Here is a 26,722-nt window from a genome sequence, read left to right as displayed (position 1 = left end):
CATGCGCAGCTTGCCGCTGGCGACGACGGTGGACGAGGTGGAGGCGCTGTTGCCGTGGAATTTGCATAGCCATGATTTAGCCAGCGAAACGGTTCCCTGAACAGCCTGGGGTTCATGGGGCACTTACAATGTTTCAGCGTCGAAGCACTGGTCCAGATTCGCCGTCACGCCTTTCGTATGGAAGAGCAAAGTATGTACAGCCTCCAGAAATTCTCGGTAGTCTTCAAGTCTGCCGGTGTCGATTTCGAGAGAGGCGACGCAAAGATTGGAGATATTGGCAATCATGTCGATATAAAAATAGCGGCCCTGATTTTTATAGTCGACATACCGAGCCAGATCTGCGACTTCTTGAATTCCCGGTTCATACTTTCTATTTTTCTCGCGATAAATATTAAGCCCGAATTTGCTTTCTTCATCACCATCATAAAATTTTAAAATCTCGAGATTGGTCCAGCGGGTTTCGTTACCATAATAGTAAAAATCGCCATCGGAGTCAAAATTTTCAGCTTGCCAGTACGATGGGAAAAACAGGTCGACATCCGGCAGATCCACGTCATCGTAGAAAACGATTATTTCACATAAAAATCTCATAGAGAAATCCTAAATTTTAAGCGGGAATGTGCGGATCTCGCAATTCGCTTTCCATCCCTGCGAACTAAGCGTGAACTGAGCGGACTGGTTGGCCGTGCTATTGCGCAATGTTCATCCATTCGCGAGCTATTTCCATTTGTGGATGTATCTCCAAGGCGATTATGGTGATCCGGAAATTTCAGGGTGGAAAAAAATGGACTTACATAGCAAACTCTGCAACGATATCGACGGTGCCATTCAATTTCTCCGCAAGAGAGATCAATTCTCTGGCGAGGTTTCTCTGGTTTTCCAGGTCAACCTCTTCAACTGGAAAGACATCAAGATCGTAGGTGTAGTATTGCCAGGCGTTCGGCCCCGACTTGGCCTTGTCAGTATCTCTGAATGTATTCAGAGCGAGTGTCATGGCATTTCCTGAGTACTTTATATACCCACCGGTGCGCTCACTACCAGCGAGTACGCGATGCATCATGTCGAAGAACTCATGTTCCTCGATGTCCAATTCAATTTTCAGGCAAAATGTAAGGTCCGAATCGCTCTGTAATCTGGAGGGCGTGGCGCTCATCGAATTCGGCCTTGCAGATGTCGACCAAGTAGCCATCGCGAAGAACATGCCGAGCAGCGCAAAGCCGGCTGAGTATTCCTTCGATGGCATGGCAAAGTACAGCGCAGCGGCCAGGGCGACGCAGAGCGCCGCCGCGAGATGATGATTTTTCATGACCGGCAGGCGTGAGGAAGTTGTGGAGTGCAAAGTATGCACGTCGAATTACCGTGCTTCAAGCTTGATTACTTGCGTGGATCGAGCTCGTCCGACCGCTCGCGCCGGCGCAGCGGACGATAGGTCCGGCTGCGCGTGGCCGGCCACACGAAACAGGCAAACATATAGACCGAGAAGCACAGCAGCGGCCCCATCACGCCCAGCACGGCCGGGTCGGGATACTGATACACCATGGCGCTGCCCGCAAGCAGCTGGACCAGCACGATCACGGCCCCCAGTGGGCGCCGCCACGCCGAGCGCTGGATGCGCGCGCCGCCGATCGCAAAGAAAAAGTACCCGCCCGCGAAGCCAATAATCCCCCCACACATGAGCAGCAAGGTCGCGTCGCCCGCAAACGGGTGCAGCTGCGCCGGCGGCAGCAAGGTAAATGCGGTGGCGAACAATGCCGCCATGCCCACCAGAAAGGCGAGCATCTGTAAAAGTAACATCGGGACTCCGCATGATGCATCGGACCCAGTTGGCATCCGGCAAAGTTTCAATCGGCAGGAATTGCCAGATATTTATGAAACTTGTCGAAAGATAACACATGATGCCGGGACGCGCCAGCCATGGCGTTATACTGCGCGCACACACCGATCACCTGCCGAGAAAGAAGTGAGAATGATGCAAATCTGGGTCGATGCCGATGCCTGTCCGGTCGTCATCAAAGATATCCTGTACCGCGTGGCCGAGCGCCTGCAACTGAACGTGACCTTGGTGGCCAACCAGCTGATGCGGGTGCCGCCGTCGCGCTTCGTGCGCGCGCTGCAAGTGCCGTCCGGCGCCGACGTGGCCGACGCCGAAATCGTGCGCCTGCTGGCCCCGGGCGACCTGGTGGTGACGGGCGACATTCCGTTGGCCGCCGACGTCCTTCTCAAAGGCGGTTTTGCGCTCAATCCGCGCGGCGAGTTCTACACCAACGACAACATCGCCCAGATGCTCACCATGCGCACCTTCATGGATGAATTGCGCGGCAGCGGCGTCGACACCGGCGGGCCTGCGCCCTTCAGCCAGGCCGACCGCCAGAACTTCGCCAACCAGCTCGACCGTCACCTGGCCCGCCACGCCAAACGCCCCTGAACCCGCGTACAATGACGGCAGGGCTTGACGAAAAAACCACGCGCGAAGGTAAACATGCAGCTGTTACGTATCCTTGGCCTTCTGTTCGCCGCCGTTGCCATGGTCGGCTTTGGCCTGTGCGGGGTGTTCGGGGTGGTGATTGGTATCCAGCCCGGCGCTGATCTGGCCAACCGGTTCAATATCGGTTTCGTTCTTGGTCTGGCCGGTCTGGCCATCTGCGGCGCGCTTGCCTGGTTCCTCGGCAGCAAACTGCGTAAAGCGTTCGCCTCGTCCCGCGAGTGAGCAGCCGGTCGACACCCTCATGACCGTATCCTTCTCGTGAGGCACCGATGAACTTCCTGCACGCGGTCGGCCTGTTTCGTGAGGCAATGATGATCTTCCTGCGCACTATTGGCCTGTTGATTGCGCTGGCCGTCATGGTCGGCTGTGGCGCGTGTGGCGTGCTCGGGCTGATTCTTGGCACGTACACCGAAGAGAAAACAGGATCGATCGAATTGCTGGTGTATGGTTCCATCGGCCTGGCGATTGCGAGCTTGATCGCCTGGGGAATCTTCCGCCGGATGAGGAAGCTTGGCGCGCCTCGGGCGTCAAAGCCGCCCGGGCAATGAGCGTGCAGTTCCTCTCTCCCGGCGCCGCCCATGTGGTTCATCTGCTGTTCGAGTGGGCTGCGATTGCCATCGGCGTGCAGCTGTACCGGCGCCAGCGCGCGCGCGCCGGCGCCAGCGGCATTCTCAGCAACAGCGGCTACGCCGTCGTGATCGGCTGTATCCTGGGCGCCGCCATCGGCAACAAGCTGGTGTTCTGGATCGAGTATCCCCATTTGTGGGCCGCGCATGCCGGCACGCTGACCGTCTGGATGTCCGGGCAGTCGATCGTCGGCGGGCTGCTGGGCGGCTTGCTGGGTGTGGAAATCGCCAAGAAATGCAGTGGCCAGCGCCAGTCCACCGGCGACCAGTTCGTCCTGCCGCTGATGGTGGGGATCGGCGTCGGGCGCATTGGCTGTTTTCTCGCGGGCCTGAACGATGGCACCTACGGCAAGGCCACCACGCTGCCATGGGGCGTCGATTTCGGCGACGGCGTCGATCGCCATCCCACCCAGCTGTATGACATCGCCTTCGTGCTCGCGTGGGGCGGCCTGCTGCTGGCGTTGCGCGCACGCTGGCACGACAAACCGGGCCTGATGTTCAAACTGTTCTTGTCCGGCTACCTGGCCTGGCGCTTCGCCATCGATGCCATCAAGCCGCTGCGCTACGATTACGGCGCGGGCCTGGGCGGGGTGCAGCTGGTCTGCCTGGCCGCGCTGCTCTGTTATCTTCCCTTCCTCGCCAGGCAGCTCGGCGGGCCGGCACCACTGAAAGCGATTGAACCATGAGCCGGAAAATCCGTCCCTATCTGTTTTACGACACCACCACCTCGGTGTGCTCGACCTGCCTGCATCCGGTCGAGGCCAAGATCATCTTCAAGGGCAGCGATGTCTTCATGGACAAGTGGTGCAGCGCGCACGGCGCCGAACGCGTGCTGGTCAGCGACGATGTCGATTACTACCGCCTGTGCCGCGAAGTCTTCGTCAAGCATCCGGAGATGCCGCAGACCTTCAACACGCCGATGCAGTACGGCTGCCCGTACGACTGCGGCCTGTGTCCGGACCACATGCAGCACTCCTGCCTGTCGATCGTTGAAATCACTGACAACTGCAACCTGAACTGCCCCGTGTGTTATGCCGAAAGCGGCACCCACCGCGAGCTGCACAAGCCGTTCGAGGACATCCTCAAGATGCTCGACGCGGTCGTCGCCAACGAAGGCGAGGCGGATGTGATGCAGCTCTCGGGCGGCGAACCGACCCTGCACCCGCGCTTCTGGGACATCCTCGACGCGGCCAAGGCACGCCCCATCAAGCACGTGATGGTCAACACCAACGGCATCGTGCTGGCCCAGGACCCGGCGTTCGCGCAGCGCCTGGCCACCTATGCACCGGGGATCGAGGTGTACCTCCAGTTCGATTCCCTGCGCGCCGCCGTGCACAAGGTGCTGCGCGGCGCCGACCTGACCCGCATCCGCGCGCAAGCGCTGGCCAACCTGAACGCGGCGGGCGTGTCGACCACGCTGGTGGTGACGCTGAAAAAAGGTTTGAACGACGACGAAATCGGCGCTATCATCGACTTTGCGCTGACCCAGCCCTGCGTGCGCGGGGTGACCTTGCAGCCGATCCAGGATGCCGGCCGGGTGGAGCAGTACGACCCGCGCGTGCACCGCCTGACGGTGTCCGAAGTGCGGCGCAAGATCGCCGAACAGACGTCCCTGTTCACGCTGCAGGATATCGTTCCGGTGCCCTGCAATCCGGATACCCTGGCGATGGCATATGCGCTCAAGACGGCCGGCCAGGTGGTGCCGCTGACGCGCTACCTCGATCCGCAAACGCTGGTCGAAGGCAGCAGCAATACCATCGTCTTCGAGCGCGACGAAACGCTTAAAAAGAGCATGAAGGAGCATGTCTTCAAACTGTTCTCGACCAATCATTCGCCCGAGTCGCAGGCCAACTGCCTGTCCGAGTTGATGTGCTGCCTGCCGCTGATCGACGCGCCGGCGGGTCTGCGCTACGACAATGTCTTCCGCGTGCTGATCGTGCAGTTCATGGACGCGTATTCGCTCGACGTGCGCGCGCTGAAAAAATCATGCATCCATTTCGCGCTGCCGGACGGGAAGATGATCCCGTTCGAGAGCTACAACCTGCTGTATCGCGGCGGCGAGCAGTTGGCCGAGATCCGCGCCAGCATCGCGCAGCAGACCGCGCAGCGCAAAGGTCCGCGCAAGGTCATTCCGATCGGCGCGCAGTAGGGTCAGCGCGGCGCGCGCTTGCTTGCGATGACTTCGCCGATGGTATGCGCGCCGGGGGCGTACAGCGCCAGCCCCGCGCCGGCAACGGCCATGGTCAGCGCAGCGGCCAGGAACGCCCAGCCGGTGCGGCGGATGGCCGGCTCGATCCAGTGAGCCCGGTCCAGGCCCCGCAGGCGGCGATACAGGCTGGCCGAGAGCAGCCCGTCGACCAGCAGCTCGGCGATCAGCAGCGGCGCCGACGACACCAGCGAGAACATCATGAAGAGCGCTGCCCCAAGGGCGGCGCAGATGGCCGCGAGCAGCGCCAGCGGAATGAGCAGCTCTTCGGCGCTGCCGACCGCGTCGAGCGCCGCATCGGCGCCGCTGTCGCCGATATCCGGCATGATTCCGTCGCCGGGCGCATCGAAGTTGGCGCTCGCGCCGCCGCCGTCGAAGCTGCCGCCCTCGCCGCTGTAGGATACGTCCGAACCGCGCCCTGACGGTAGCAGGTCGGACAGGCCGCCATCGCCGATGTCGCCGCCGCGCATGCGCAGCCACACCCACAGCAGCAAAAGGAAGACCAGATAGGCGACGGCGATCGATGCCGGATAACGCAGCCACATGGACTGCAGGCCGGCCAACAGCAGCAGGAACGATGCGAGAAAGCCCCCCGCGCCGGTCAGCGTGACCAGCAGGAGCATCTGCAAGCGCGGATAACTGTCGCGTTCGAGCTTGCCGCGAAGGCGCGCGATCTCGCGCTCGCGCTGCGATACGGCGGGACGTCGCCTCATGGGGCGGAGCAGGCTTTTACGCTTCGGCCTGGTGGCAGACCGCTTCAATATTGTGGCCATCGGGGCCGATGACGAAGGCGCCATAATAGTCCGGATGATAGTGCGCGCGGATGCCTGGCGCGCCGTTATCCTTGGCGCCGGCTTCCAGCGCCGCCGCGTAAAACTGGCGTACCTGTTCGCGGCTGTCGGCCGCGAAAGCCACGTGCATCTGGCCCTGGACCGTGCCGCCCTGGCCGAACCAGAACTCGGGCTTGCCGTTTTTACCCAGGCCCGCCCAGCCTTTTACTTCGATAATGACGGAAATTCCCAGCGGCGCGAGCGCCTTGCCGAAAAAGGTTTTGCTCTGTTCATAGTCGCTTACTGCAAAGCCAAGATGGTCGATGATCATGTCAGGTCCGGTGGATAGTTAACGTGATGAAAGTGTCGCCATGGCTTCCATGGCAACCTTGTGCTTTGAATACTATCAGGAATAGCGACCAGCAACAATGCCGGTCGACGCCGCGCGCAACAGGCGGGAAAGGCGCTTACTCTTCGCGTACCCAGACCTGGGAACGGCCGAACACCGGCATGCCCATGTAGCCGCGCACGTTGAGCTTCTTGCCGCCTTCGACGACTTTCAGCTTGCTCTTGTAGACCTTGCCGTTGTCCGGGTCGAGGATCTGGCCGCCGGTGTACTCGTCGCCTTCTTTTTTCAGGCCGCTCATGAAGGTCATGCCGAGGATCGGCTGGTCCTTGTTGGCGCCTTCGCACTTGGTGCACTTGGGATTCTGGTCGGTGCCCTCGGGGCGGAACAGTTTTTCGAGCTTGCCCTGGATTTCGCCATTGTTGTCGCTGATGCGGATCAGCGCCTTCGGCTTGCCGGTCACGTCATCGATGTTCTTCCACAGGCCGACCGGGGACGCTGTTTCCTGCGCCAGTGCCAGGGCCGGCGTCATGGCCAGCATCGCGGCGATCAGGGTGGCTGTTGTCAGTGCTTTCATGGTGTCTCCAGTATTGTTGGTTTGTCCAGCGTTGCTAGTGTAGCAAACTGGCTTTGCACTGGAGCCACAACTTTGTATCAGCTTGTGAGGGCTTTTACCGGGACCGGCACGGCGCGCACCGTCCCCGGATGAGGCAGCCCCGCGACCGGGGGCCACCTGCGGCACTCAGGGTGCCGTGATGATCGCAACGATCTCGTTGCGGGTGCCGGCCACCAGCGTGCCCGTGGCGCCCTGTTCTTCGGTGCGGATCCAGCCGAAGCCTTTCGCCATCCACCCCACGGCAAGCTGGCCCTGGACATCGGACGCCCCGGTTATTTTGCAGGTATTGGCAAAGATCCGGCCCGCCACGGTGATGGTCTCGAATCCGGCGAACGTCAATTCATCGTTGACGGCCTTGACTTCGGTGGTGAGCGAGTTGGCCCTGGTAATTGTCTCGGTGAAGTGCAATACGATGGCCTGGCCCGGTACCTTGTTCAAGACCATGGCCGCCTCTTTGGAATAGACGTATTTGTCCTCGTACACACCGGCTTCATTGTACTGGATCAGTCCCAGCGGCGTGAAGACCTTGCCGTCGAACGCATTGTAGACTGCGCCCAGGCGCGTGCCGTTCTCGCGCAGATAGACGTCGGCATACGCCATCGCGCCTTCAAACATCTCCTGGACGATCATGTGGGTGTACTTGTCGGTCGTCGTGAATTTCACGCCCGGCGTACGCTCGTAGCAGTCGGCGAAGGCGGGTGCCGCCGGCACCACCACGGGCTTGGCCGGCGCGGTATTGTTATCGGACGAGCCGCCACCGCAGCCGGCAACGAGGACGCAGGACAGGGCGATGCCCCAGGCTGAATGTTTCATGTACTTCCTTCTTCTTAAAAAATCGTTGTGCGCGGCGCGTCCGTGGAAATCCATCGTGACAACGCCGCTGGCCCGGCAGACGGTGTTTGCCGCCTGCGTGGACCGTTGAATGATGTTGTTGTGCGCGTCAAAAATGCTGCTCGTGCACGCACACGCGGGATCGGGCAACAGGGAATCGGCCGACGCTGAACGCCGACGAAGCGGAACGAATCAGGAACGCGCCGGCTCGCGCGGCGCTCGCATGAACATGCCCCCCGCGCCGGGTGTGGCGCTGGCGCGGGGAGACGGGGTGCGCGACTTGAAGCGCGCTACACGGCGCCTTACGCCGCCGGCAGCTTGGCCAGCTGCTCGCGCAGTTTTTCTATCGTGGCCGAGAAATTGACCAGACGTTCTTTTTCCTGCGCCACCACCGCCGCAGGCGCGCGCGCGACGAAGCTTTCGTTACCCAGCTTGCCGTTCACCTTGGCGATCTCGCCTTCGATGCGGGCGATTTCCTTCGCCATGCGCTCGCGTTCCGCCGCCACGTCGATCTCGACCTTGAGCATCAGCTTGGTGGCGCCCACCACCGCCACGGCCGCCGGCGATTCCGGCAGCGTGTCGACGATGTTCACTTCCGACAGCTTGCCCAGGGTCTGCACGTAGGCCGCATAGCTTTCCAGGCGCGCGCGGTCGGGGGCATCGGCCGCTTCCACGATCAGCGGCACGCGCATCGACTCCGGCAGCTTCATCTCGCCGCGCAGGGTACGGGTGCCATCGGTCAGCGCCTTCAACTGGCCCATCCACTCTTCCGCGCGCTCGTCGATGAGCGCCGGATTAGCTTGCGGATACGGCTGCACCATGATCGAGTCGCCGGCCGGGTTGAGCTGCTTGCCCGCCAGCGGCGCGACGGTCTGCCACAGCGTTTCGGTCACGAACGGGATGATCGGATGCGCCAGGCGCAGGATCACTTCCAGCACGCGCAGCAGCGTGTTGCGGGTAGCGCGCTGCTGGCCTTCGCTACCGTGCTGGATCTGCACCTTGGCCATTTCCAGGTACCAGTCGCAGTAGTCGTACCACACGAACTTGTGGATGGCCGAGGCGATGTTATCGAAGCGGTAGTCGTCGAAGCCCTTGGCCACTTCCATTTCGGCGCGCTGCATGGTCGACAAGATCCAGCGGTCGCCCTGCGACAGGTCGGCATCGGCCGGCACGCCGCAATCCTTGTCCTGGGTGTTCATCAGCACGAAGCGGGTGGCGTTCCACAGCTTGTTGTTGAAGTTGCGGTAGCCTTCGGCGCGGCCCAGGTCGAAATTGATGTTGCGGCCCAGCGAGGCATAGCTGGCCATCGTGAAGCGCACCGCATCGGTGCCATAGGCCGCGATCCCTTCGGGGAATTCCTTGCGCGTGGCCTTGGCGATCTTTTCGGCGTCGCGCGGATTCATCAAGCCGGTGGTGCGCTTCTCGACCAATGCTTCCACGTCGATGCCGTCGATCAGATCGATCGGATCGAGCGTATTGCCCTTCGACTTGGACATCTTCTGCCCGCTCGAATCGCGCACCAGGCCATGCACGTACACGGTCTCGAACGGCACCTTGCCGGTGAAGTGCGCGGTCATCATGACCATGCGCGCAACCCAGAAGAAGATGATGTCGAAGCCCGTCACCAGCACCGACGATGGCAGGAAGGTCTTCAGGTCGACCGTCTCTTCCGGCCAGCCCATGGTGGAGAAGGGCACCAGCGCCGACGAGAACCAGGTATCGAGCACGTCGTCGTCACGGCGCAGCGGCGCCGTCACGCCGGCTGCCAGCGCCTTGGCCTTGGCTTCTTCCTCGGTCTTGGCGACAAAGATATTGCCGGCATCGTCGTACCATGCCGGGATCTGGTGGCCCCACCACAGCTGGCGCGAGATGCACCAGTCCTGGATGTTGTTGAGCCACTGGTTGTAGGTGGTGTTCCAGTTCTCCGGCACGAACTTGATCTCGCCCTGGGCGACTTTGTCGAGCGCGACTTCGGCGATCGATTTACCCGGGAAGAAGGTGCCTTCCGGCGCCGGCTTGGTCATGGCCACAAACCACTGGTCGGTCAGCATCGGTTCGATGACCACGCCGGTACGGTCGCCGCGCGGCACCATCAGCTTGTGCGGTTTGACTTCCTGCAGCAGCCCTTGCGCATCGAGGTCGGCCACGATCTTCTTGCGCGCCACGAAACGGTCCAGGCCACGGTAGGCTTGCGGCGCTTCATCGTTCATCTTGGCGTCGAGCGTCATCACGCAGATCATCGGCAGCTTGTGGCGCTGGCCGACCGCATAGTCGTTCAGGTCGTGCGCCGGGGTGATCTTCACGCAGCCGGTGCCGAAGGCCTTGTCGACGTATTCGTCGGCGATGATCGGAATCTCACGGTCCGTCAGCGGCAGCTTGAGCATCTTGCCCACCAGCGCCTCATAGCGCTCGTCGGTCGGATCGACCGCCACGGCGACGTCGCCGAGCAGCGTTTCAGGACGCGTGGTGGCGACCGTGAGGTGGCCGCTGCCGTCCGCGAACGGATAGCGGATGTACCACATCGAGCCGTCTTCTTCTTCCGATACCACTTCCAGGTCCGACACGGCGGTGCCCAGTTTCGGGTCCCAGTTCACCAGGCGCTTGCCACGGTAGATCAGGCCCTGCTCGAACAAACGCACGAAGACGTCGGTAACGACTTTCGAGCGCGGCTCGTCCATCGTGAAGTATTCGCGCGCCCAGTCGGGGGAGGTTCCCATGCGGCGCATCTGGCCGGTGATGATGTTCCCCGACTTTTCTTTCCATTCCCAGACTTTTTCGACGAATTTTTCGCGGCCCAGGTCATGGCGCGAGATTTTCTGCGCATCGAGCTGGCGCTCCACCACGATCTGGGTGGCGATGCCGGCGTGGTCGGTGCCCGGGACCCAGGCGGTATTGAAGCCGCGCATGCGGTAGTAGCGGGTCAGGCCATCCATGATGGTCTGGTTGAACGCGTGACCCATGTGCAGGGTGCCGGTGACGTTCGGCGGCGGCAGCTGGATGCAAAACGACGGCTTGTCGGCGTCGGTGGTCGCGGCGAAGTAGCCGCGTTTTTCCCACTCCGCGCGCCAGTATCGTTCAATGTCGGCGGGCTCGAAAGATTTGTCTAATTCCATGGTTTGTCGTGTATTTTTGCGAAAACGTACATTATAGAGGACTGCCGCCAAGCCGCAGCCCAGAATGCCGGCCGGCCTGGCCGCGGACAGTTATTGCGCCGCGGCGCGCTGGCGCAGCGCTTCCAGGGTTTTGGGCATGCTGCCACGGCTCATGCTGTCGACGATCCAGCCCAGTCCCAGCGGCACCGGACCCGGATCGGTGTACACCATGTACTTGACGACGGTCTTGGTTTTGTCCGCGGCGTGGGGTGCCAGCAGCCAGAAACCGGTGGTGTCGGCGATCGCTTCCTCGGCCTTCACACCTTCCCACGGCAGCATTTTCCACGACAGCTGGCAATGATAGGCGGTCACCTTCGGCTCCATGCGCAGGCGGTATTTCTTGACCTTCCCGAGCGGGAGCTTGAGCGTCATGTCGACCTGCGCCGCGTCATCCTTGCGCAGCACCGCCACCTTCTCGACGTTGGGCATGAAGCTCGGGTAGGCCGCGTAATCCTGGATCATCGCGCACAGCTTCGGCACGGGGGCGTTGATGATGGTGGCGGCCATGAAGGCCTTGCCGGGCTGGCCGGGCTTGCTGACGTCGGCGAGGGAGACCACCGTCGCGGTCAGTTTGGCGGTGTCGATGCCGGGGTCCGCGTAAGCGCCGGCGCAGGCGGCGGACAGCGCCGCGTACAAGAATAGTCTGGTCGTGGTCATGAGGCGTTTTTCTGAGTTGGTCAGGCTGGTGGCGTTCATGGTAATCGGTCCGCGTGCGCTCATGCCGGCTGGCCCAGCACCTGGGCCAGGACAACGCCGGCCGCATGCGGGCGGCCCAGCGCGCGCGCGCGTTCGCCCATGGCGGCCAGCTGGCCGGGATGCGCCAGCAGGTGGGCGATGCGGTATTCCAGCGTCGGCCCATCGACCGCCTTGAGCGCGACGCCCTGTTCGAGCAGGTAATCGGCGTTGCGCTCCTCCTGCCCCGGAATCGGCGAGTTGACGATCATCGGCAAGCCCATGGCCAGGCATTCCGAACTTGTCAGCCCGCCCGGCTTGGTGATCACCAGGTCGGCGCAGGCCATCAGGCGTTCCACGTGATTGGTAAAGCCCTGCGCCAGCAGGCGCCCCGGATAGCGCGCTTCGAGCAGCTTGAGCGCCGCCAGCGCCTTGGCGTTTTTGCCCGCCAAAACGATCAGCTGGAAGCTGCCCTCAAGGCCCAGCAGGCGTTCGGCCACGGTCTCCAGGCTGCCCAGGCCCGCACCGCCGCCCATCAGCAAAAAGGTGGTGGTGCCCGGATCGAGCCCGAATTCGCGCGCGCACACGGCGCGCTCAGGCACCTGGCCGAAGGCCGGCATGATCGGAATCCCGGTGACGTGGATGCGTTCCGGCGCGATGCCGCAGCGCCGCATGCGATACGCCACTTCCTCGTTGCCGGCGAAGTAGCCGGCCATGTTCTCGTGCACCCACATGCGGTGCAGGTCGAAGTCGGTCACCTGCACCCACACCGGGGTCGTGAAACCGCGCTTGCGGATCGCGCGCGCCAGGATCTCGGCCGGCAGGAAGTGGGTGCAGACGATGGCGTCCGGCCGGGCGTCTTCGATAGCCTGCATCAGCGCGCGCGTATTGAGGCGTTCCAGGCCGCGCCGCAATTGCTGCATGGTGCTGTCCGGGCGCGCATCGTTGCTGGCCTGGTACAGGTAGCCCCACAGCGCCGGCGCCTTGTTGACCAGCTTCAGATAGAACTCGGTGTACAGCTTGCGAAAGCCGGACGTCACGTAATCCATCACGTCCAGGTGGGTGGCGTCGATGCCGCCTGGCGCCGCGTGGGCGCGGATCGCTTCGGCCGCGCGCATATGGCCGGCGCCGGCGGAAACGCTTAACAGTAAAATCTTTTTCGTCATACTTGCCCGGGATGGTAGGGGCGCCAGGCGCCCCGGATAAACAAAAGTCTATCAGCGTACCATCTCCGCAAGATCGTGCGTCAGTTCAATTCCCGCAACCCTTCAACTTGATGCGGTCGTAGGCGGCCTTGGCCTGCACCAGGCCGTAACCGTACTTGGTGTCGCGTCCCGCCGTGCCCAGGTCGAGCGCGCTCTTGCCGAGCGAGCTGCGGATCTGGGCGCCGCTGCAGGTCGGGAAGTAGCTCCACACCAGCGCCGCCACCGCCGACACGTGCGGGGTCGCCATCGACGTGCCATCGAACCAGGCGTAGCTGGCCGGCTTGACCGCCACCGTGGCGCTCTGGCCCAGCTGGGTCTTGAGCTGCGCACCCTCGGTGTTCGATGCCGATACCGATGGGATGAGCGTGGCCGTGCCGACCGTGCCGCTAAAGCCGCCGGCCACGTTGTTGTACACGACCGCGCCCACGCCGCCGCTGTTCTGGCAGTTGGCCACCTTGGTGGCGAAATCGATGCTGCCGCGCGCGATCAGGCACACCTTGCCCGAGACGGCGGTGTTGACTTTGTCGCCCAGGCCAAAGTCGGCCAGCGGCGCGCTAGCCGTTTTCAGCGGCGAGCCATCCATCGCCCCCGGCGCATACACGGTGGCGCCCACGGTCAGCGATGGCGTCGAGCCGCTGTTCATCGGCACGGTCGACAGCACGCCCACGCCAGGGCCGGAAATTTCGACCTTGCTGTTGTACTGCGAGAAGCTGGCCCAGGCCTTGTTCTCGTCCAGCGCGCCGACCATCATCACGCTGGCGTAGCCGGCCGGGTAGGAGACCACCGTGTTGCCATCGTTGCCGGCGGCGGCGATGCTGAGCACACCCTTGGCGGCCAGCGCATCGAAGGCGCGCTGTTCGGTCTTGCTGGCGCGCGCGCCGCCGAGCGACATGCTGATCACGTTGGCGCCGGCGCTGCCGCACTTGTTGGCGGCCGTCGCCAGGGATGAGGAATAGGCCCAGCCAGCCGCGCCGAACACCTTCACGATGTGCAGCTTGAGCAGGCGGTTGGGATTCACGCCCACCACGCCGGTGCCGCTGTTGTTGATGGCCGCGATGGTGCCCGCCACGTGCGTGCCGTGATGGTTTTCGTCGGTGTACCAGTTGCCGGTGCCGGCATCGTATTCGCCGGCGACGCTGTTGGCGCTCAAGTCTTCGTGGGCGCGGTCGTAGCCGGAATCGATGATGCACACCTTGCGGTTGGCGGCGTTCGTGTCCGGCAGCAGGTCGGCCTGCACCAGCTTGATCCCGTACGGGACCAGCTGGCCGGCCGCGTAAGGCGTGCCGGTCGACGCCGAGGTCAGGGCGAACGCCTTGCGCAGCACGTCTTCTTCGATGTAGTCGACGTTCGGATTACGCTGCAAGCCTTTCAGGGCCTGGGCCGGCACCTCGATCGCCATCGCATCCATGCCGTGAATCTCGTGCTTGACCGCACCGTGGGCGCCCGCCACCGCTGCCCGCACGATGGCAGCCTTGCCCGGTTTGAACGCGACAATCACGCGGGTCGTGTCCGCCGCCGCCGAGGCATGCGTGACGACGCCAGCGGCGACGCTGGCCAACAACAATGTGACCGCGTTGGCGATCGGGGACATTTCAGGCTTGGTGTGCATCATGGCAGTTCTCCGGAATGATCGTTTCGAGGGTGCCGCAGGCGTTGCTGACCGGCTTACCCATGGGACCAGAAAATAAGTGTATAGGGAAACTGTTAGAGCAAGCAATCAAGATGTTTGATTACTTCGACAATTGTTGTTTTAACTTGGAAATCTGGTTTTCTGCCGTGTGCTCACTGCCAAGCGGGAGAATTGGTGATATTGTTTTGGGCTCCCCATCGCAACAGTCTGATTGAAATGGCAATCATGGCAGGCAAGCCAACGGTTCAGTGTCCCACGCCGACCCGCGCGCCGCTTGTGGCAGGTCACCGTGACTGGCATGCCGAAAAAGCCATCTTGTCGGGCGGATCAACAGGTATAATTGCGCTCGCTGCCGCAAGGCGGCACACGCTAGGGGTCCTGCAAGTCGCAACGCGATGCGCGGGTGAGAAACACCCTCTGAACCTGATCTGGATAATGCCAGCGAAGGGAAGCCAGTGAGTTCAATGGGTGCGCCATCATTGCCGCAATCCCGGCCGCTCCGACTCCTTTGCTGGCTCCTGCACGCAATGGAGCCACATGAACGCACCGCTTAAAACCCCGCTCAAATTCGATTCCGCCACCGCCACCGTGGACGAAGCCGCCATCGCGCCTTTCCCGAATTCCCGTAAAGTCTATGCCCAGGGCAGCCGCGCCGACCTGCGCGTGCCGATGCGCGCCGTCAGCCAGGCCGATACAGCCGCCTCGTTCGGCGCCGAGCCGAATCCGCCCGTGTATATCTATGACACGTCCGGCCCGTACAGCGACCCGGAAGCGGCGATCGACATCCGCTCGGGCCTGGGTACGCCGCGCCTGCCATGGATTGTCGAACGTGGCGACACCGAAGAACTGGCCGGCCCCAGCTCGGCCTACGGCCAGGCGCGCCTGGACGATCCGGCCCTGGCCGCGCTGCGTTTTCAATTGCAGCGCACCCCGCGCCGCGCGCTGGCCGGGGCCAACGTGACGCAGATGCACTACGCGCGCCGCGGCATCATCACGCCTGAAATGGAATACGTGGCGATCCGCGAAAACCTGCGCCGCCAGGAATACCTGCAGGAGCTCGAAGCGTCCGGCCCGATGGGCAAGCGCAGCGCGCAGCTGCTGGGCCGCCAGCATCCGGGCCAGTCGTTCGGCGCCAGCATCCCGGACACCATCACCGCCGAATTCGTGCGCGAGGAAATCGCGCGCGGACGCGCCATCATCCCGGCCAACATCAACCACCCGGAAGTCGAGCCGATGATCATCGGCCGCAATTTCCTGGTCAAGATCAACGCCAACATCGGCAATTCGGCCGTGACCTCGTCGATCGGCGAGGAAGTCGAAAAAATGACCTGGGCCATCCGCTGGGGTGCCGACAACGTCATGGATCTGTCGACCGGCAAGCACATTCACGAAACGCGCGAATGGATCATCCGTAACAGCCCGGTCCCGATCGGCACCGTGCCGATTTACCAGGCGCTGGAAAAGGTCAACGGCAAGGCCGAAGACCTGACCTGGGAAATCTTCCGCGACACCCTGATCGAACAGGCCGAGCAAGGCGTCGACTACTTCACCATCCACGCCGGCGTGCTGCTGCGCTACGTGCCGATGACGGCCTCGCGCCTGACCGGGATCGTCTCGCGCGGCGGCTCGATCATGGCCAAATGGTGCCTTGCGCATCACAAGGAATCGTTCCTGTACACGCATTTCGAAGACATCTGCGCCATCATGAAGGCGTACGATGTTTCGTTCAGCCTGGGCGACGGCCTGCGTCCGGGCTCGATCTACGACGCCAACGACGAAGCCCAGCTGGCCGAACTGAAGACCCTGGGCGAACTGACCCAGGTCGCCTGGAAGCACGACGTGCAGGTCATGATCGAAGGCCCCGGCCACGTACCGATGCAACTCATTAAAGAGAACATGGACCTGCAGCTGGACCAGTGCGGCGAAGCGCCGTTCTACACCCTCGGACCTTTGACCACCGACATCGCCCCCGGCTACGACCACATCACCTCGGGCATCGGCGCGGCCATGATCGGCTGGTACGGCACCGCCATGCTGTGCTACGTCACGCCCAAGGAGCATCTGGGCTTGCCGAACAAGGATGACGTCAAGGACGGCATCATCACCTACAAGATCGCCGCGCATGCGGCCGACCTGGCCAAGGGCCATCCGGGCGCGCAGATCCGCGACAACGCGCTGTCGAAAGCGCGCTTCGAGTTCCGCTGGGACGACCAGTTCAACCTGGGCCTGGACCCGGACAAGGCGCGCGAATTCCACGACGAGACCTTGCCCAAGGATTCGGCCAAGGTGGCGCATTTCTGCTCGATGTGCGGTCCGCATTTCTGCTCGATGAAGATTACCCAGGAAGTACGCGACTACGCCGCCACCATGAACGTGAGCGAACAAAGCGCGCTGCGCCAGGGGATGGAAGTGAAAGCCATCGAATTCGTGCGCCAGGGCGGTGAGCTCTATAAAAAGGTGTGACCGTGATCGAGATCGAAGTCAACGGCGAGACACGGCGCGTGGCGCCGGGCGCCTCCTTGCTCGACCTGGTCGAGCAACTTGACCTGCCGCCAGGGCAGGCCATGGCGCTGGCGGTCAACCGCCAGGTGGTGCCGCGCCAGCAATGGCCGCAACGCGCGCTGCTGGCGCTGGACAAAATCGAGATCGTGCGCGCCATCGGTGGCGGCTGACATAAAGGAATCGACAATGAACATGAACGACAACAACGGGGACGGCAGCGACCTCCTCACCATCGCAGGCAAGACCTACCGTTCGCGCCTGCTGGTCGGCAGCGGCAAATACCGCGACCTGGCGCAAACGCGCGAGGCGACCGACGCCGCCCAGGCGGAAATCATCACCGTGGCGATCCGCCGCGTGAACATCGGCCAGGACCGCAACGCCCCCAGCCTGCTGGACGTGCTGCCGCCCGACCAGTACACCATCCTGCCCAACACGGCCGGCTGCTACAACGCGAAAGATGCGGTGTACACGCTGCAGATGGCGCGCGAGCTGCTGGGCGGGCGCAATCTGGTCAAGCTCGAAGTGCTGGGCGACGAAAAGACCCTGTTCCCGCACATGCCCGAAACCCTGGTCGCGGCCGAAGCGCTGGTAAAAGACGGCTTCGACGTCATGGTCTACTGCAGCGACGATCCGATCCAGGCGCGCCTGCTGGAGGAAATCGGCTGCGTGGCGGTGATGCCGCTGGCCTCCCTGATCGGCTCCGGCATGGGCATTCTCAATCCCTGGAACCTGTCCCTGATCATCGAGCAGGCCAAGGTGCCGGTGCTGGTCGACGCTGGCGTGGGCACCGCGTCGGACGCGGCGATTGCCATGGAACTGGGCTGCGACGGCGTGTTGATGAACAGCGCCATTGCCGGCGCGCGCGATCCGGTGCGCATGGCCGGCGCCATGCGCCTGGCGGTGCAGGCCGGGCGCGAAGCCTTCTTGGCTGGACGCATGCCCAAGCGCTTCGCCGCCGTGCCATCGTCGCCGGTGGCTGGAAAAGTCGCGTGACAGGGCAGGGCGCGTTCATGCCGGCGGTGCTGGTGTTCTCCGGCCTCGATCCATCGGGTGGCGCCGGCATCGCCGCCGACCTGGCCGCGATCGCGGCCCAGGGCGCGCACGCGCTGCCGGTGGTCACCGCGCTGACGGTGCAGGACCATAACCGCGTCCACGACGTGGTGCCGGTCGATTGCGCCCTGCTGACGCGCCAGGCGCAGGCGCTGATCGACACGGTCGAGGTCAAAGCCGTCAAACTCGGCATCCCCGGCAACCGCGCCAATGCCGAGGCGATTGCCGCGCTGATCGTGCAACTGCGCCAGCGGATTCCCTCGCTGCCGGTGGTGCTCGACCCGGTGCTGGCCAGCGGCCATGGCGATGCGCTGGCGCGCGGCGATGCCCTGGCGGCCCTCATGCCCCTGCTGGCCGTGGCCACGCTGGTGGTGCCGAACCTGCGCGAGGCGGCCGCCCTTGGCCGGGTCGCGTGCCCGCATGTGCTGGTCACCGGCGGCCACGGCGACGGTCCGGATGTCGTCAACCGCTGGCACGCCGGGGGCCACGAGCAGGAGTGGCGCTGGCCGCGCCTGCCCGGCGAGTTCCATGGCAGCGGCTGCACCCTGGCGGCGGCGATTGCCGCCCGCCTGGCGCTGGGCGAATCGATGGCCGACGCCCTCGAACGCGGCCAGTCCTATACCCATCAAAGCCTGGCGCAATCGTTCGCGATCGGTGCCGGGCAGCGCATTCCACAGCGCCTACCTTCCTTACTATGACACTGAAAGCGACACTCCCCATGCGAGGACTTTACCTGGTCACCCCCAACTGGGACGATACCGAACGCCTGCTCGACTGCACCCGCGCCGCCCTCGATGGCGGCGTGGCGCTGGTCCAGTACCGCCACAAGGATGCCAGCCCGGATCTGCGCCGGCGCCAGGGCGCGGCCTTGCTGGCATTGTGCCGCCGCTACGGCCGGCCGCTGGTCATCAACGACCACCTGGACCTGTGCCTGACCCTGGGCGCCGACGGCGTGCACGTGGGCGGGACCGACGCCACAGTCGCCCAGGTGCGCGCCGCCCTGGGGCCGGGCAAGATCGTCGGCGCCTCCTGCTACGGCGACCTGGAACTGGCGCGCGCGGCCGAACGCGATGGGGCCACCTACGCGGCCTTCGGCGGCTTCTATCCCTCGCCGGTCAAGCGCTACAGCTTCACCACCGCGCCGGATATTTTGCTGGAAGCGCGCCGCCAGATCGCGCTGCCGCTGGTCGTCATCGGCGGCATGACGCCGAAGAACGCGGTGCCGCTGGTCGAACGCGGCGCCGACATGGTGGCGGCGATTACCTCGGTCTATGCAAGCGCCGATCCGACCTGCGCGGCGCGCCAGTTCGATACCCTGTTCGGCGCACAGCGGAAATCGTGCGCGAACATGACCGGGGCCGTATAATCTTTTTACACTTCCTCATAGCGTAAAAGGACTTCCGTGCCAACTTCCGCCCCTGTCGTGAAACGCCGCATCCTCATCGTCGACGACGATCCGCTGCTCCTGCAGTTTCTCAATGAAGTCATCGGCCACGCCGGCTACGACACCGTGACCGCGTCGTCCGGCGAAGAAGCGCTGCGCGAAATCGCTGCGGGCGAGCCGGACATGGCGCTGCTCGACATCACCATGCCCGGCATGACCGGACTGGAACTGGCGCACCACCTCAAGACCCACACCACGGTGCCGTTCATGTTTTTGTCGGCCATCGGCGACAGCGAATCGAGCAAGCAGGCCGCCGCCTACGGCGCGCTCGGCTACCTGGTCAAGCCGGTCGACGCCGAGCGCCTGATGCCGGCTTTCGAGGCGGGCCTGGCGCGCGCCGACGATATCCGCCAGCTGCGCCGCACCGAACTGAACCTGAACGCGGCGCTCGCCGCCGGACGCGAAACCAGCCTGGCCGTGGGCTTGCTGATGGGCAAATTCCAGACCGACCGCAACACCGCCTTCGAAGTGCTGCGCGACCACGCCCGTTCGAGCCGGCGCAAGATCAACGAAGTGGCCGACCAGTTGCTGGCGGCCGAAGAAACCTTGAATAGTTTGCATGCCGGCTTCGCCATTCGTCTCAAATCGAAATGATGTGATGCAAAGGCGTTGCGTATTGCGGACGCTTTCAAAATAAAAAGCTGGCATACTGTTCCCGTAGAGCAAAACTTTGCTACACTGGTTTTGTGACTTGCATTTCTTCACACAGTTTTGCGTGACCGAGCCCTGACCCGCTCGCGTCCGCCCCCCTCAGTGCCGCCTTTCCCCTGCGGCCGATAGATGTTTCTCGGCCCAGCTCCGCCGATTGTTCCCCTGATGTCGTTGCGCTTTTGCCCATGCATTGTTGCGCCGTACGCTTCAGGATGTCGATCGAACCGGTTCAGAAAGGACGTCGTCATGAAAGCGACTGCAAATTACAAACTCTGCATCTCCGAGGCTGGCCCGCAAGTCGTCGCCAAGGAGCGCCGCACCCTGTTTTCCCACACCCCCCGGCGCCGGGATGTCGGTTCTTCCCTGATCGCGCCCGACGCCGACGCGCTGCTCCTGGACGCGCCCTTGATGGACGCGGCGCTGGTGCCCGGCCACGCGAAGGATGCCGGCCCGGGCGACCTTGGCGGCGGTGCCCGCAGCGTGCCGCGCGTGCTGCACATCGACAGCGATGAAAAGACCGCGCTGGTGCTGGCCACCCTCTTGCAGCCGGAAGCGCGCGTGACCCATGTGACGACGATCGCCGCAGCGCGCCGCCTGCTCGGCACGGAACTGTACTCGCTGGTGGTGCTCGATCCAGGCCTGTCCGACGGCGACGGCCGCGCCCTGATGCCGGAGCTGCTGACCACCCCCCTGCTGGTGTACTCGGCGCGCCTGCCCGACGGGCGCGATCCGGTGCGCGCCTTCTTGCCCAAGCCATGGACCTCGCCGCGCCAGCTGTGGAGCACCATTTCGACCATGCTCGGGATTGCGCCCGGCGTGACGGCGGGAGACTAGGCATGGATACCGCCATCCACAACGCCCTCAAGACCATCCTGTACGTCGAAGACGACCTGCATGTGCGCACCACGGCCAAACTGGTGCTGGAAGTGATCGGCAAATTCGAGGTGCGCGACTGCGGCTCCGGGCGCGAAGCGCTGCTCGCGGCCACGGATTTCAAGCCCGACCTGATTTTGCTGGACGTGATGATGCCCGAACTGGACGGCCTCGCGACCCTGGCCATGCTGCGCCGCATACCGCACCTGGCCGACACGCCGGCGCTGTTCGTGACCGGGCTGACATCGGAAGCGGACATCGCGCGCTATGTCGAAGCGGGGGCGATCGGCGTCATTCCCAAGCCCCTGATGCCGCTGCGCCTGACCGGCCAGCTGCATTCGCTGTGGGAGCAGCACGCGATGGCCGCGCACTGACGCGGAAGGTGCACGCTTGGTTCCAGCTTGATATGATGGCGGCAGTGCGCCCACGCGGCGCGATCCGATCATCTCAGGGACAGGAACAACATGAAAACCAAGGCAGCGATTGCATGGAAGGCGGGCCAGCCGCTGACGATTGAAGAAGTCGACCTGGCGGGCCCGCGCGAGGGCGAGGTACTGGTGGAAATCAAGGCCACCGGCATCTGCCACACCGACTACTACACTCTGTCGGGTGCCGATCCGGAAGGGATTTTCCCCGCCATTCTCGGGCACGAAGGCGCCGGCGTGGTGGTCGACGTGGGCCCGGGCGTGAAAAGCCTGAGCAAGGACGACCACGTCATCCCGCTGTACACCCCCGAATGCCGCCAGTGCAAATTCTGTCTGTCGCAAAAAACCAATCTGTGCCAGTCGATCCGCTCGACCCAGGGACGCGGCCTGATGCCCGATGCGACCAGCCGCTTTTCGATCGACGGCAAGCCGATTTTCCACTACATGGGCACGTCGACCTTCTCCAACTACATCGTGGTGCCCGAGATCGCGCTGGCCAAGGTGCGCTCGGACGCGCCGTTCGACAAGATCTGCTACATCGGCTGCGGCGTGACCACCGGCGTGGGCGCGGTGCTGTTTACCGCCAAGGTGGAAGCGGGCGCCAATGTGGTGGTGTTCGGCCTGGGCGGCATCGGCCTGAACGTGATCCAGGCGGCGAAAATGGTCGGCGCCGACAAGATCATCGGCGTCGACCTGAACCCCGCGCGCGAAGCGATGGCGCGCAAGTTCGGCATGACCCATTTCATCAATCCGTCCAAGGTGGAGAACGTGGTCGACACCATCATCGAGTTGACCGACGGCGGCTCCGACTACAGCTTCGAGTGCATCGGCAACGTGACCACCATGCGCCAGTCGCTCGAATCGTCGCACAAGGGCTGGGGCCAGTCGATCATCATCGGCGTGGCGGCGGCCGGGCAGGAGATTTCGACCCGTCCGTTCCAGCTGGTCACCGGCCGCGTATGGAAAGGCTCCGCCTTCGGCGGCGCGCGCGGACGCACCGACGTGCCCAAGATCGTCGACTGGTACATGGAAGGCAAGATCAATATCGACGACCTGATCACGCACCGCCTGCCGCTCGAACGCATCAACGAAGGCTTCGACCTGATGAAGAGCGGCGAGTCGATCCGCTCGGTCGTACTGTACTGACTACCTGGCCACCGCTTGCGCCCTTGCGCAAGCGGCGCCATGCGTCCTCTCCGGCGGCGGGCCTGCCCGTTGCCGCCGGCGCGTCCCCCTCGCACACTTCCGCTTCCCACCAGCAAGCCGCCCGCTTCCTTGGTCCGCCATAAGGCCGCGCCTGACGCCGATCATGTCCTGGGTCCTTTCGCAGAACTATATTGAACTTCCCCGGGGTGTCGTTTCACCCGTAGCCATGCAGCAAGTGCACCCCCTGTTCCGCGTAGCGCTTCTTCCTGTGGAGGTTTCAAATGGATCCCAAAGTATTCCAGAGCCTGGTCGAAAAGGCACAATCCGACCCTGCGTTTTTCCATCAGCTGGTGTTCAATCCAGAAAAAATCATTGACCAGGTTAATGATCTCGACCGCCGGGCCAAAGGTGCCCTGATGGGACAAGAGCCGGGAGCCTTGATCGCCAGCCTGCTGGGCATTCTCCAGCGCTGCGGCAATACCTGCTCGAGCAGCTGCGACAACACCTGCGGCGGAAGCTGTGGCTACACCACCAACCTGACCGAGGAAATGACGTCGGCCAACCCCGCCGCCGTGAGCTATTTCTCGATCTCCCGTGGCGCCTTGGCTGGCTGCGGCAACACCTGTACCAGCAGCTGCGACAACACCTGCGGCGAGAGCTGTGGCTACACCACCAACTTTACCGACCGTGGTGGCGCCGTCATCAATCCGGCCAACGTCTTCGGCCGCTGAGCGGCACGCGCCCTGGCGCAGCATGTGACGCGCCTCGCTCGTCCGGCGCGTCACCTCGTCTTTCACACCCAATCCATTTACAAGGAGACCGCCGTGGACAGAACGACTTTCACACGACTCGTCGGCCACTTGCGCGGCGACGCGCAGCTGTTCGCCACCTTCCTGTCCGATCCCGCCGCCGCGTTGGAAACGCTGGCCTATCTGGATGACGACACGCGCCGCGCGATCGCGGCAATCGATCCGCAAACCTTCATCGCCGATGCCGCCGCGCTGCTCGGCAGGGACCGCGCCCTGGGCGCATGCGGACCCCAGTACACCTGCTCCTGCACTTCGTACACCTGCGGCGGCGTCACCTGCGGCGGCTCCACCTGCGACGTCACCTGCACCGACACCAGTTGCGGCAACACCTGCGGCGACAGCTGCGGCTTCACCACGAACATCGATGCCCGCTACCTCGGCCTTGACCTCTGGCGCAATGAAGGCGCGCGGGCCGCCGGCCAGGTCCGGGATGACGCCTACCTCGTCTGGAAATGAGCCACCACATGAATCCATCCATTGACAGCGCCCCGCCGAACACCACTTCCTACCACGACCATCTGCAGCGTTGGGGCCTGTCGCCCGAGATCAGCGGCGTGTGGCTCAAGGCCGCCCGCACCGACCGCGTGCAAGGCTGGAAACTGCACGTGTCCAGCGTTCCGGCCGAAGCGCACGCCTTGCTCGACGCGATCCTTCCGATCCTGCTGGCCCGCCAGGTGCCGTTCAAGATCGCCAGGGACGCCACCATCCTGGGGCTGCTCAACGAAGGCAACCTGGGCGCCACCCAGGTCGGCAAGTTCTGCACCATCTACCCCGCCAGCGACGCCGATGCCAGCGCGCTAGCCGCGCAGCTGGTGCCGGCCACGCAGGGCTTGAGCGGCCCGGTGATCACGTCGGACATGGCCTTGGGTAATCTGGTGTATGCGCGCTACGGCGGCTTCAACACCATCGTCGAGCGCGACCTGCTCGGCCAGCACCACCTGTATATCAAGGGCGCCGACGGCGAACTGATTGCCGACGCCTATACCCAGCCCTTCGTGGCGCCAACCTTCGCCGCCTGCCCGTTCGATATTGCCAGCGCCCCGGCACCCGCCGAGGCCAATCGAACGGGTGGCCCGGCGACCTTCGGGCCAGGCTATGTGCTGGTCGACGTCATCAGGCATCACGCCAAAGGCAATGTCTACCTGGCCATCCTGGCGCGCTCGCAGGACTGCGTGGCCGGGCGCGTGATCAAGGAAGGGCGCAAGCACTGCCTGTCCGACATCCATGGGCGCGACATCCGGGTGCGCCTGCAACGCCAGGGCGCCATCCACGCCCAGTTGGGCGGCCTGGTGCCGCTGCCCGCCTGCGATCCGTACTTTGAGGCCGACGGCAACGGCTACCTGCCGATGGCCTTCCTGCCCGGCGCCGACCTGGAAACGGTGGTGCAGGCGAGCCTGAAACGCGGCCCCTGGAGCGCCGCCGGCCGCGCGGGCCAGCTGCGCCTGCTGGACGCATTGCGCCAGCTGGTTGACGCCGTGCAAGCGCTGCACTGCGCCGGCTTCGTGCACCGCGACCTGAGCGTGTCGAATGTCTGGCTCGGGGATGATGGGAAAACCTGGCTGCTGGACCTGGAGATCGCCCAGCATGTGGGCGACTGCGGCCCGGTGTTCGGCAAGGGCACGCCGGGCTTCATGGCGCCGGAACAGGAAGCCGGCGCCGCGCCCACGTTCGCGCAGGATATCCACGCGACGGCGGCGCTGATCCTGTTCGCATTGACCGGCCTCGATCCGCGCCGCACGCTGTTTGCGCGCGGCGACTCGCGCGCGCGGAACGTGCGCTACCTGGCGGCGTCGGTGCCCGACGATCTGCTGGCCGTGCTGCTGGCCGGCCTGGACGACGATCCGCTGGCGCGGCCCGCGCTGGCCGCGATCGGGGAGCGGCTGGCCGCCTACGATGCCAGCCTGCGCGCCGGCACCGCACCCGACGCCGGCGCGCCGCCGCAGCGGCACGATTTTAGCGCCTGCGCGCTGGGCGCCGGACTTGGCCTGCTGCGCCACGCCTTGCGCGACCCGCAATCGGGCCTGTGGCTGTCGGCCGGCTTGTCGAATGCGGGCGGCGGCCAGGAACAAGCCTCCTCGTACGAATTGCGGCGCGGGGCCAACCGCGGCGTGGCTGGCGTGGTCTACGCGCTCGCGCGCCTTGGCCGCGCCGGTATCGCCATCGACGAGGCTGCGCCGGCCGCCGCCACGGCCGTGGCCTGGCTGCTGGCGGACGCCATCACGCCCGACCGCGGCATGCCAGGCCTGCATTTCGGCGACGCCGGCGTGGCCGTCGGCATGGCCGAAGCGGTGCGCGCCGGGCTGGTACCGGCAACGCCGCAGCTCAGCGACTGGATCGCCCGCGTGTTCGAGGCGCCCGTCACCTGGCCCGACGTCACCCACGGCGCGGCGGGGCAGGGCATGGCCGCCCTCATGTGCGCGCACAGCCTTGGCACGGATGCCCCGCTGGCCATGGCGCACCGCTGCGCGCGCTATCTCACCGGCTCGCAGGCGGCGGATGGATCCTGGGTCATGCCCGAAGGCGTGCCCGGCATGTCCGGCGAAACCCTGACCGGCTTCGCCCACGGCGTGGCGGGCATGGTGTTCTTCCTCCTTGAACATGGCGAACGCTTCGGCGACGACACCAGCCGCGCGGCCGCCCAGCGCGGCCTGCGCTGGCTGGAACAGCATGCCTTGCGCGCCGCTGGCGAGCAGGCGCTCGCGTGGCGCTACAGCGACCGCCAGGGCGCCGTCTGGCAGTGGTGGTGCCACGGCGCGCCCGGCATCGCGCTGACCTTCCTGCGCGCTTACCGGCTCACCAAAGACCCGGGCGCGGCACTGTTCGCGCGGCGCGCGCTCGACGCCATCGATCCCGCCCTGCGCGCGCCCAACCTCACCATCTGCCATGGATTGAGCGGCCTGGGTGAGATCTTGCTGGAAGGGGCGCAGGCGCTCGGCGAGCCGGCTTACCGCGACAAGGCCGCCGCGCTGGCCGATACCATCCTGCACCTCGGGCACCGCTGCGCCGACGGCAGCCTGATCTGGCTGGCGGAAGACCCGGTCGCACCTACCGCCGACCTGATGGTCGGCATGGGCGGCATCGCCCATTTCCTGGCGCGCCTGGGCAGCGGCGGCACGGCGCTGGGTTTTCCCTTGCTGCCGTAGTCACCACCCAAGCCGGCGTTGGCGCAACAACGCCGGCTTGGGCCCGTCCGGCGCGCGCCAGCCGCGCCTTTTGGTCGCCTGTTCCCCCGAATCGACCGTCCATCGCCCGCCGCTGGAGCACGGTCCGCCTCCTGTCTAGA

General features: G+C 64.3%; 28 protein-coding genes and 1 riboswitch. Of the genes, 17 read left to right on the top strand and 11 right to left on the bottom strand.

The genetic code is table 11. The annotated features are described in order from the left end of the window. Positions 1–123: 123 nt before the first annotated feature. The 3 genes from F2P44_RS28055 to F2P44_RS28045 all read right to left on the bottom strand — a co-directional run bounded on the left by F2P44_RS28055 (position 124) and on the right by F2P44_RS28045 (position 1,794). On the bottom strand, positions 124–591 hold the full coding sequence (locus tag F2P44_RS28055; protein WP_167091967.1) for a hypothetical protein: 468 nt from the start codon (positions 589–591) through the stop codon (positions 124–126). Between the two features lie 199 nt (positions 592–790). Then, positions 791–1,348, bottom strand: coding sequence for a hypothetical protein (locus F2P44_RS28050; protein ID WP_167091964.1), 558 nt, complete (start codon positions 1,346–1,348; stop codon positions 791–793). 26 nt (positions 1,349–1,374) lie between these two features. Continuing rightward, on the bottom strand, positions 1,375–1,794 hold the full coding sequence (locus F2P44_RS28045) for a hypothetical protein (RefSeq protein ID WP_167091961.1): 420 nt from the start codon (positions 1,792–1,794) through the stop codon (positions 1,375–1,377). Positions 1,795–1,969: 175 nt separating this feature from the next. On the opposite strand from F2P44_RS28045, the gene F2P44_RS28040 reads away from it, so the two are divergent. From F2P44_RS28040 to F2P44_RS28020, 5 genes are read left to right on the top strand one after another with little or no spacing between them, the layout of a single operon-like run. Beyond that, on the top strand, positions 1,970–2,425 hold the full coding sequence (locus tag F2P44_RS28040) for a YaiI/YqxD family protein (protein ID WP_167091982.1): 456 nt from the start codon (positions 1,970–1,972) through the stop codon (positions 2,423–2,425). Positions 2,426–2,479: 54 nt separating this feature from the next. Then, the gene (locus F2P44_RS28035) at positions 2,480–2,707 is read left to right on the top strand and encodes a hypothetical protein (protein ID WP_167091958.1); all 228 of its coding nucleotides are present in this window, start codon (positions 2,480–2,482) and stop codon (positions 2,705–2,707) included. Between the two features lie 47 nt (positions 2,708–2,754). Then, positions 2,755–3,033 (top strand): hypothetical protein, encoded by a 279-nt coding sequence (locus tag F2P44_RS28030; RefSeq protein ID WP_167091956.1) that lies wholly within the window; start codon positions 2,755–2,757, stop codon positions 3,031–3,033. Next, complete coding sequence (locus F2P44_RS28025) at positions 3,030–3,797, top strand: prolipoprotein diacylglyceryl transferase (RefSeq protein ID WP_167091953.1); 768 nt, start codon at positions 3,030–3,032, stop codon at positions 3,795–3,797. The genes F2P44_RS28030 and F2P44_RS28025 overlap by 4 nt, the downstream gene beginning before the upstream one ends. After that, a complete protein-coding gene (locus tag F2P44_RS28020; protein WP_167091950.1) occupies positions 3,794–5,260 on the top strand; it encodes a radical SAM protein in 1,467 nt (488 codons plus the stop codon). The genes F2P44_RS28025 and F2P44_RS28020 overlap by 4 nt, the downstream gene beginning before the upstream one ends. Before the next feature lie 2 nt (positions 5,261–5,262). Here the strand turns inward: F2P44_RS28020 and F2P44_RS28015 are convergent, their stop codons facing one another. The 8 genes from F2P44_RS28015 to F2P44_RS27980 form a co-directional block, all read right to left on the bottom strand. Then, positions 5,263–6,030 carry a hypothetical protein gene (locus F2P44_RS28015; RefSeq protein ID WP_167091947.1) on the bottom strand — a complete coding sequence of 256 codons (768 nt, stop codon included), beginning with the start codon at positions 6,028–6,030 and terminating at the stop codon, positions 5,263–5,265. Positions 6,031–6,046: 16 nt separating this feature from the next. Continuing rightward, positions 6,047–6,418 carry a VOC family protein gene (locus tag F2P44_RS28010; RefSeq protein ID WP_187363448.1) on the bottom strand — a complete coding sequence of 124 codons (372 nt, stop codon included), beginning with the start codon at positions 6,416–6,418 and terminating at the stop codon, positions 6,047–6,049. A gap of 136 nt (positions 6,419–6,554) precedes the next feature. Beyond that, positions 6,555–7,010: a DUF2147 domain-containing protein gene (locus F2P44_RS28005; protein WP_167091944.1), complete on the bottom strand. Its 456-nt coding sequence runs from the start codon at positions 7,008–7,010 to the stop codon at positions 6,555–6,557. A 165-nt stretch (positions 7,011–7,175) separates the two neighbouring features. Beyond that, the gene (locus tag F2P44_RS28000; RefSeq protein ID WP_167091941.1) at positions 7,176–7,862 is read right to left on the bottom strand and encodes a hypothetical protein; all 687 of its coding nucleotides are present in this window, start codon (positions 7,860–7,862) and stop codon (positions 7,176–7,178) included. 320 nt (positions 7,863–8,182) lie between these two features. Then, positions 8,183–10,993 (bottom strand): valine--tRNA ligase, encoded by a 2,811-nt coding sequence (locus F2P44_RS27995; RefSeq protein WP_167091938.1) that lies wholly within the window; start codon positions 10,991–10,993, stop codon positions 8,183–8,185. Between the two features lie 90 nt (positions 10,994–11,083). Continuing rightward, positions 11,084–11,752: an SRPBCC family protein gene (locus tag F2P44_RS27990; protein ID WP_229423793.1), complete on the bottom strand. Its 669-nt coding sequence runs from the start codon at positions 11,750–11,752 to the stop codon at positions 11,084–11,086. Continuing rightward, complete coding sequence (locus tag F2P44_RS27985) at positions 11,749–12,870, bottom strand: MGDG synthase family glycosyltransferase (protein WP_229423792.1); 1,122 nt, start codon at positions 12,868–12,870, stop codon at positions 11,749–11,751. Before F2P44_RS27985 ends, F2P44_RS27990 begins: the two co-directional genes overlap by 4 nt. Before the next feature lie 85 nt (positions 12,871–12,955). Next, positions 12,956–14,521, bottom strand: a complete 1,566-nt coding sequence (locus tag F2P44_RS27980; RefSeq protein ID WP_167091935.1) for a S8 family serine peptidase — start codon at positions 14,519–14,521, stop codon at positions 12,956–12,958. A gap of 379 nt (positions 14,522–14,900) precedes the next feature. Beyond that, positions 14,901–15,006, top strand: a riboswitch (TPP riboswitch). Between the two features lie 70 nt (positions 15,007–15,076). On the opposite strand from F2P44_RS27980, the gene thiC reads away from it, so the two are divergent. From thiC to F2P44_RS27920, 12 genes are all read left to right on the top strand, one after another. Then, entirely contained in the window at positions 15,077–17,002 is a 1,926-nt protein-coding gene (thiC, locus tag F2P44_RS27975; RefSeq protein ID WP_167091932.1) for a phosphomethylpyrimidine synthase ThiC, read from the top strand. A gap of 2 nt (positions 17,003–17,004) precedes the next feature. After that, positions 17,005–17,211 (top strand): sulfur carrier protein ThiS, encoded by a 207-nt coding sequence (thiS, locus tag F2P44_RS27970; RefSeq protein WP_167091929.1) that lies wholly within the window; start codon positions 17,005–17,007, stop codon positions 17,209–17,211. A 16-nt stretch (positions 17,212–17,227) separates the two neighbouring features. Further along, entirely contained in the window at positions 17,228–18,034 is an 807-nt protein-coding gene (locus F2P44_RS27965) for a thiazole synthase (protein WP_167091926.1), read from the top strand. Positions 18,035–18,051: 17 nt separating this feature from the next. Then, entirely contained in the window at positions 18,052–18,789 is a 738-nt protein-coding gene (thiD, locus tag F2P44_RS27960; protein WP_167091970.1) for a bifunctional hydroxymethylpyrimidine kinase/phosphomethylpyrimidine kinase, read from the top strand. A gap of 20 nt (positions 18,790–18,809) precedes the next feature. Continuing rightward, positions 18,810–19,457, top strand: a complete 648-nt coding sequence (gene thiE / locus F2P44_RS27955; RefSeq protein WP_167091923.1) for a thiamine phosphate synthase — start codon at positions 18,810–18,812, stop codon at positions 19,455–19,457. Positions 19,458–19,493: 36 nt separating this feature from the next. Then, complete coding sequence (locus tag F2P44_RS27950) at positions 19,494–20,129, top strand: ANTAR domain-containing response regulator (protein WP_167091920.1); 636 nt, start codon at positions 19,494–19,496, stop codon at positions 20,127–20,129. A 303-nt stretch (positions 20,130–20,432) separates the two neighbouring features. Then, on the top strand, positions 20,433–21,020 hold the full coding sequence (locus F2P44_RS27945; RefSeq protein WP_167091917.1) for a DNA-binding transcriptional response regulator: 588 nt from the start codon (positions 20,433–20,435) through the stop codon (positions 21,018–21,020). Positions 21,021–21,022: 2 nt separating this feature from the next. Then, on the top strand, positions 21,023–21,433 hold the full coding sequence (locus F2P44_RS27940) for a response regulator (RefSeq protein ID WP_167091914.1): 411 nt from the start codon (positions 21,023–21,025) through the stop codon (positions 21,431–21,433). A gap of 90 nt (positions 21,434–21,523) precedes the next feature. Then, entirely contained in the window at positions 21,524–22,630 is a 1,107-nt protein-coding gene (locus tag F2P44_RS27935; protein ID WP_167091911.1) for an S-(hydroxymethyl)glutathione dehydrogenase/class III alcohol dehydrogenase, read from the top strand. Between the two features lie 281 nt (positions 22,631–22,911). Then, positions 22,912–23,361 (top strand): hypothetical protein, encoded by a 450-nt coding sequence (locus F2P44_RS27930; protein ID WP_167091908.1) that lies wholly within the window; start codon positions 22,912–22,914, stop codon positions 23,359–23,361. 93 nt (positions 23,362–23,454) lie between these two features. After that, positions 23,455–23,895: a hypothetical protein gene (locus F2P44_RS27925; protein ID WP_167091905.1), complete on the top strand. Its 441-nt coding sequence runs from the start codon at positions 23,455–23,457 to the stop codon at positions 23,893–23,895. An 8-nt stretch (positions 23,896–23,903) separates the two neighbouring features. Then, on the top strand, positions 23,904–26,582 hold the full coding sequence (locus tag F2P44_RS27920) for a class III lanthionine synthetase LanKC N-terminal domain-containing protein (RefSeq protein WP_167091901.1): 2,679 nt from the start codon (positions 23,904–23,906) through the stop codon (positions 26,580–26,582). The last annotated feature ends 140 nt before the right edge of the window (positions 26,583–26,722 follow it).

Source organism: Massilia frigida, from assembly GCF_011682175.1.
In the GTDB taxonomy this organism is placed as follows: domain Bacteria; phylum Pseudomonadota; class Gammaproteobacteria; order Burkholderiales; family Burkholderiaceae_D; genus Telluria_A; species Telluria_A frigida.
Note: the sequence above shows the minus strand (reverse complement) of the source record. Positions and strands in the feature narration are given on the sequence as shown.

Bases quoted from the DNA above. Each gene is read 5' to 3' on its own strand.
- F2P44_RS28055 (WP_167091967.1), bottom strand. From the start codon at position 591: ATGAGATTTTTATGTGAAATAATCGTTTTCTACGATGACGTGGATCTG.
- F2P44_RS28045 (WP_167091961.1), bottom strand. From the start codon at position 1,794: ATGTTACTTTTACAGATGCTCGCCTTTCTGGTGGGCATGGCGGCATTG.
- F2P44_RS28040 (WP_167091982.1), top strand. From the start codon at position 1,970: ATGCAAATCTGGGTCGATGCCGATGCCTGTCCGGTCGTCATCAAAGAT.
- F2P44_RS28035 (WP_167091958.1), top strand. From the start codon at position 2,480: ATGCAGCTGTTACGTATCCTTGGCCTTCTGTTCGCCGCCGTTGCCATG.
- F2P44_RS28030 (WP_167091956.1), top strand. From the start codon at position 2,755: ATGAACTTCCTGCACGCGGTCGGCCTGTTTCGTGAGGCAATGATGATC.
- F2P44_RS28025 (WP_167091953.1), top strand. From the start codon at position 3,030: ATGAGCGTGCAGTTCCTCTCTCCCGGCGCCGCCCATGTGGTTCATCTG.
- F2P44_RS28020 (WP_167091950.1), top strand. From the start codon at position 3,794: ATGAGCCGGAAAATCCGTCCCTATCTGTTTTACGACACCACCACCTCG.
- F2P44_RS28015 (WP_167091947.1), bottom strand. From the start codon at position 6,030: ATGAGGCGACGTCCCGCCGTATCGCAGCGCGAGCGCGAGATCGCGCGC.
- F2P44_RS28010 (WP_187363448.1), bottom strand. From the start codon at position 6,418: ATGATCATCGACCATCTTGGCTTTGCAGTAAGCGACTATGAACAGAGC.
- F2P44_RS28005 (WP_167091944.1), bottom strand. From the start codon at position 7,010: ATGAAAGCACTGACAACAGCCACCCTGATCGCCGCGATGCTGGCCATG.
- F2P44_RS28000 (WP_167091941.1), bottom strand. From the start codon at position 7,862: ATGAAACATTCAGCCTGGGGCATCGCCCTGTCCTGCGTCCTCGTTGCC.
- F2P44_RS27995 (WP_167091938.1), bottom strand. From the start codon at position 10,993: ATGGAATTAGACAAATCTTTCGAGCCCGCCGACATTGAACGATACTGG.
- F2P44_RS27990 (WP_229423793.1), bottom strand. From the start codon at position 11,752: ATGAGCGCACGCGGACCGATTACCATGAACGCCACCAGCCTGACCAAC.
- F2P44_RS27985 (WP_229423792.1), bottom strand. From the start codon at position 12,870: ATGACGAAAAAGATTTTACTGTTAAGCGTTTCCGCCGGCGCCGGCCAT.
- F2P44_RS27980 (WP_167091935.1), bottom strand. From the start codon at position 14,521: ATGATGCACACCAAGCCTGAAATGTCCCCGATCGCCAACGCGGTCACA.
- thiC (WP_167091932.1), top strand. From the start codon at position 15,077: ATGAACGCACCGCTTAAAACCCCGCTCAAATTCGATTCCGCCACCGCC.
- F2P44_RS27965 (WP_167091926.1), top strand. From the start codon at position 17,228: ATGAACATGAACGACAACAACGGGGACGGCAGCGACCTCCTCACCATC.
- thiD (WP_167091970.1), top strand. From the start codon at position 18,052: ATGCCGGCGGTGCTGGTGTTCTCCGGCCTCGATCCATCGGGTGGCGCC.
- thiE (WP_167091923.1), top strand. From the start codon at position 18,810: ATGCGAGGACTTTACCTGGTCACCCCCAACTGGGACGATACCGAACGC.
- F2P44_RS27945 (WP_167091917.1), top strand. From the start codon at position 20,433: ATGAAAGCGACTGCAAATTACAAACTCTGCATCTCCGAGGCTGGCCCG.
- F2P44_RS27940 (WP_167091914.1), top strand. From the start codon at position 21,023: ATGGATACCGCCATCCACAACGCCCTCAAGACCATCCTGTACGTCGAA.
- F2P44_RS27935 (WP_167091911.1), top strand. From the start codon at position 21,524: ATGAAAACCAAGGCAGCGATTGCATGGAAGGCGGGCCAGCCGCTGACG.
- F2P44_RS27930 (WP_167091908.1), top strand. From the start codon at position 22,912: ATGGATCCCAAAGTATTCCAGAGCCTGGTCGAAAAGGCACAATCCGAC.
- F2P44_RS27920 (WP_167091901.1), top strand. From the start codon at position 23,904: ATGAATCCATCCATTGACAGCGCCCCGCCGAACACCACTTCCTACCAC.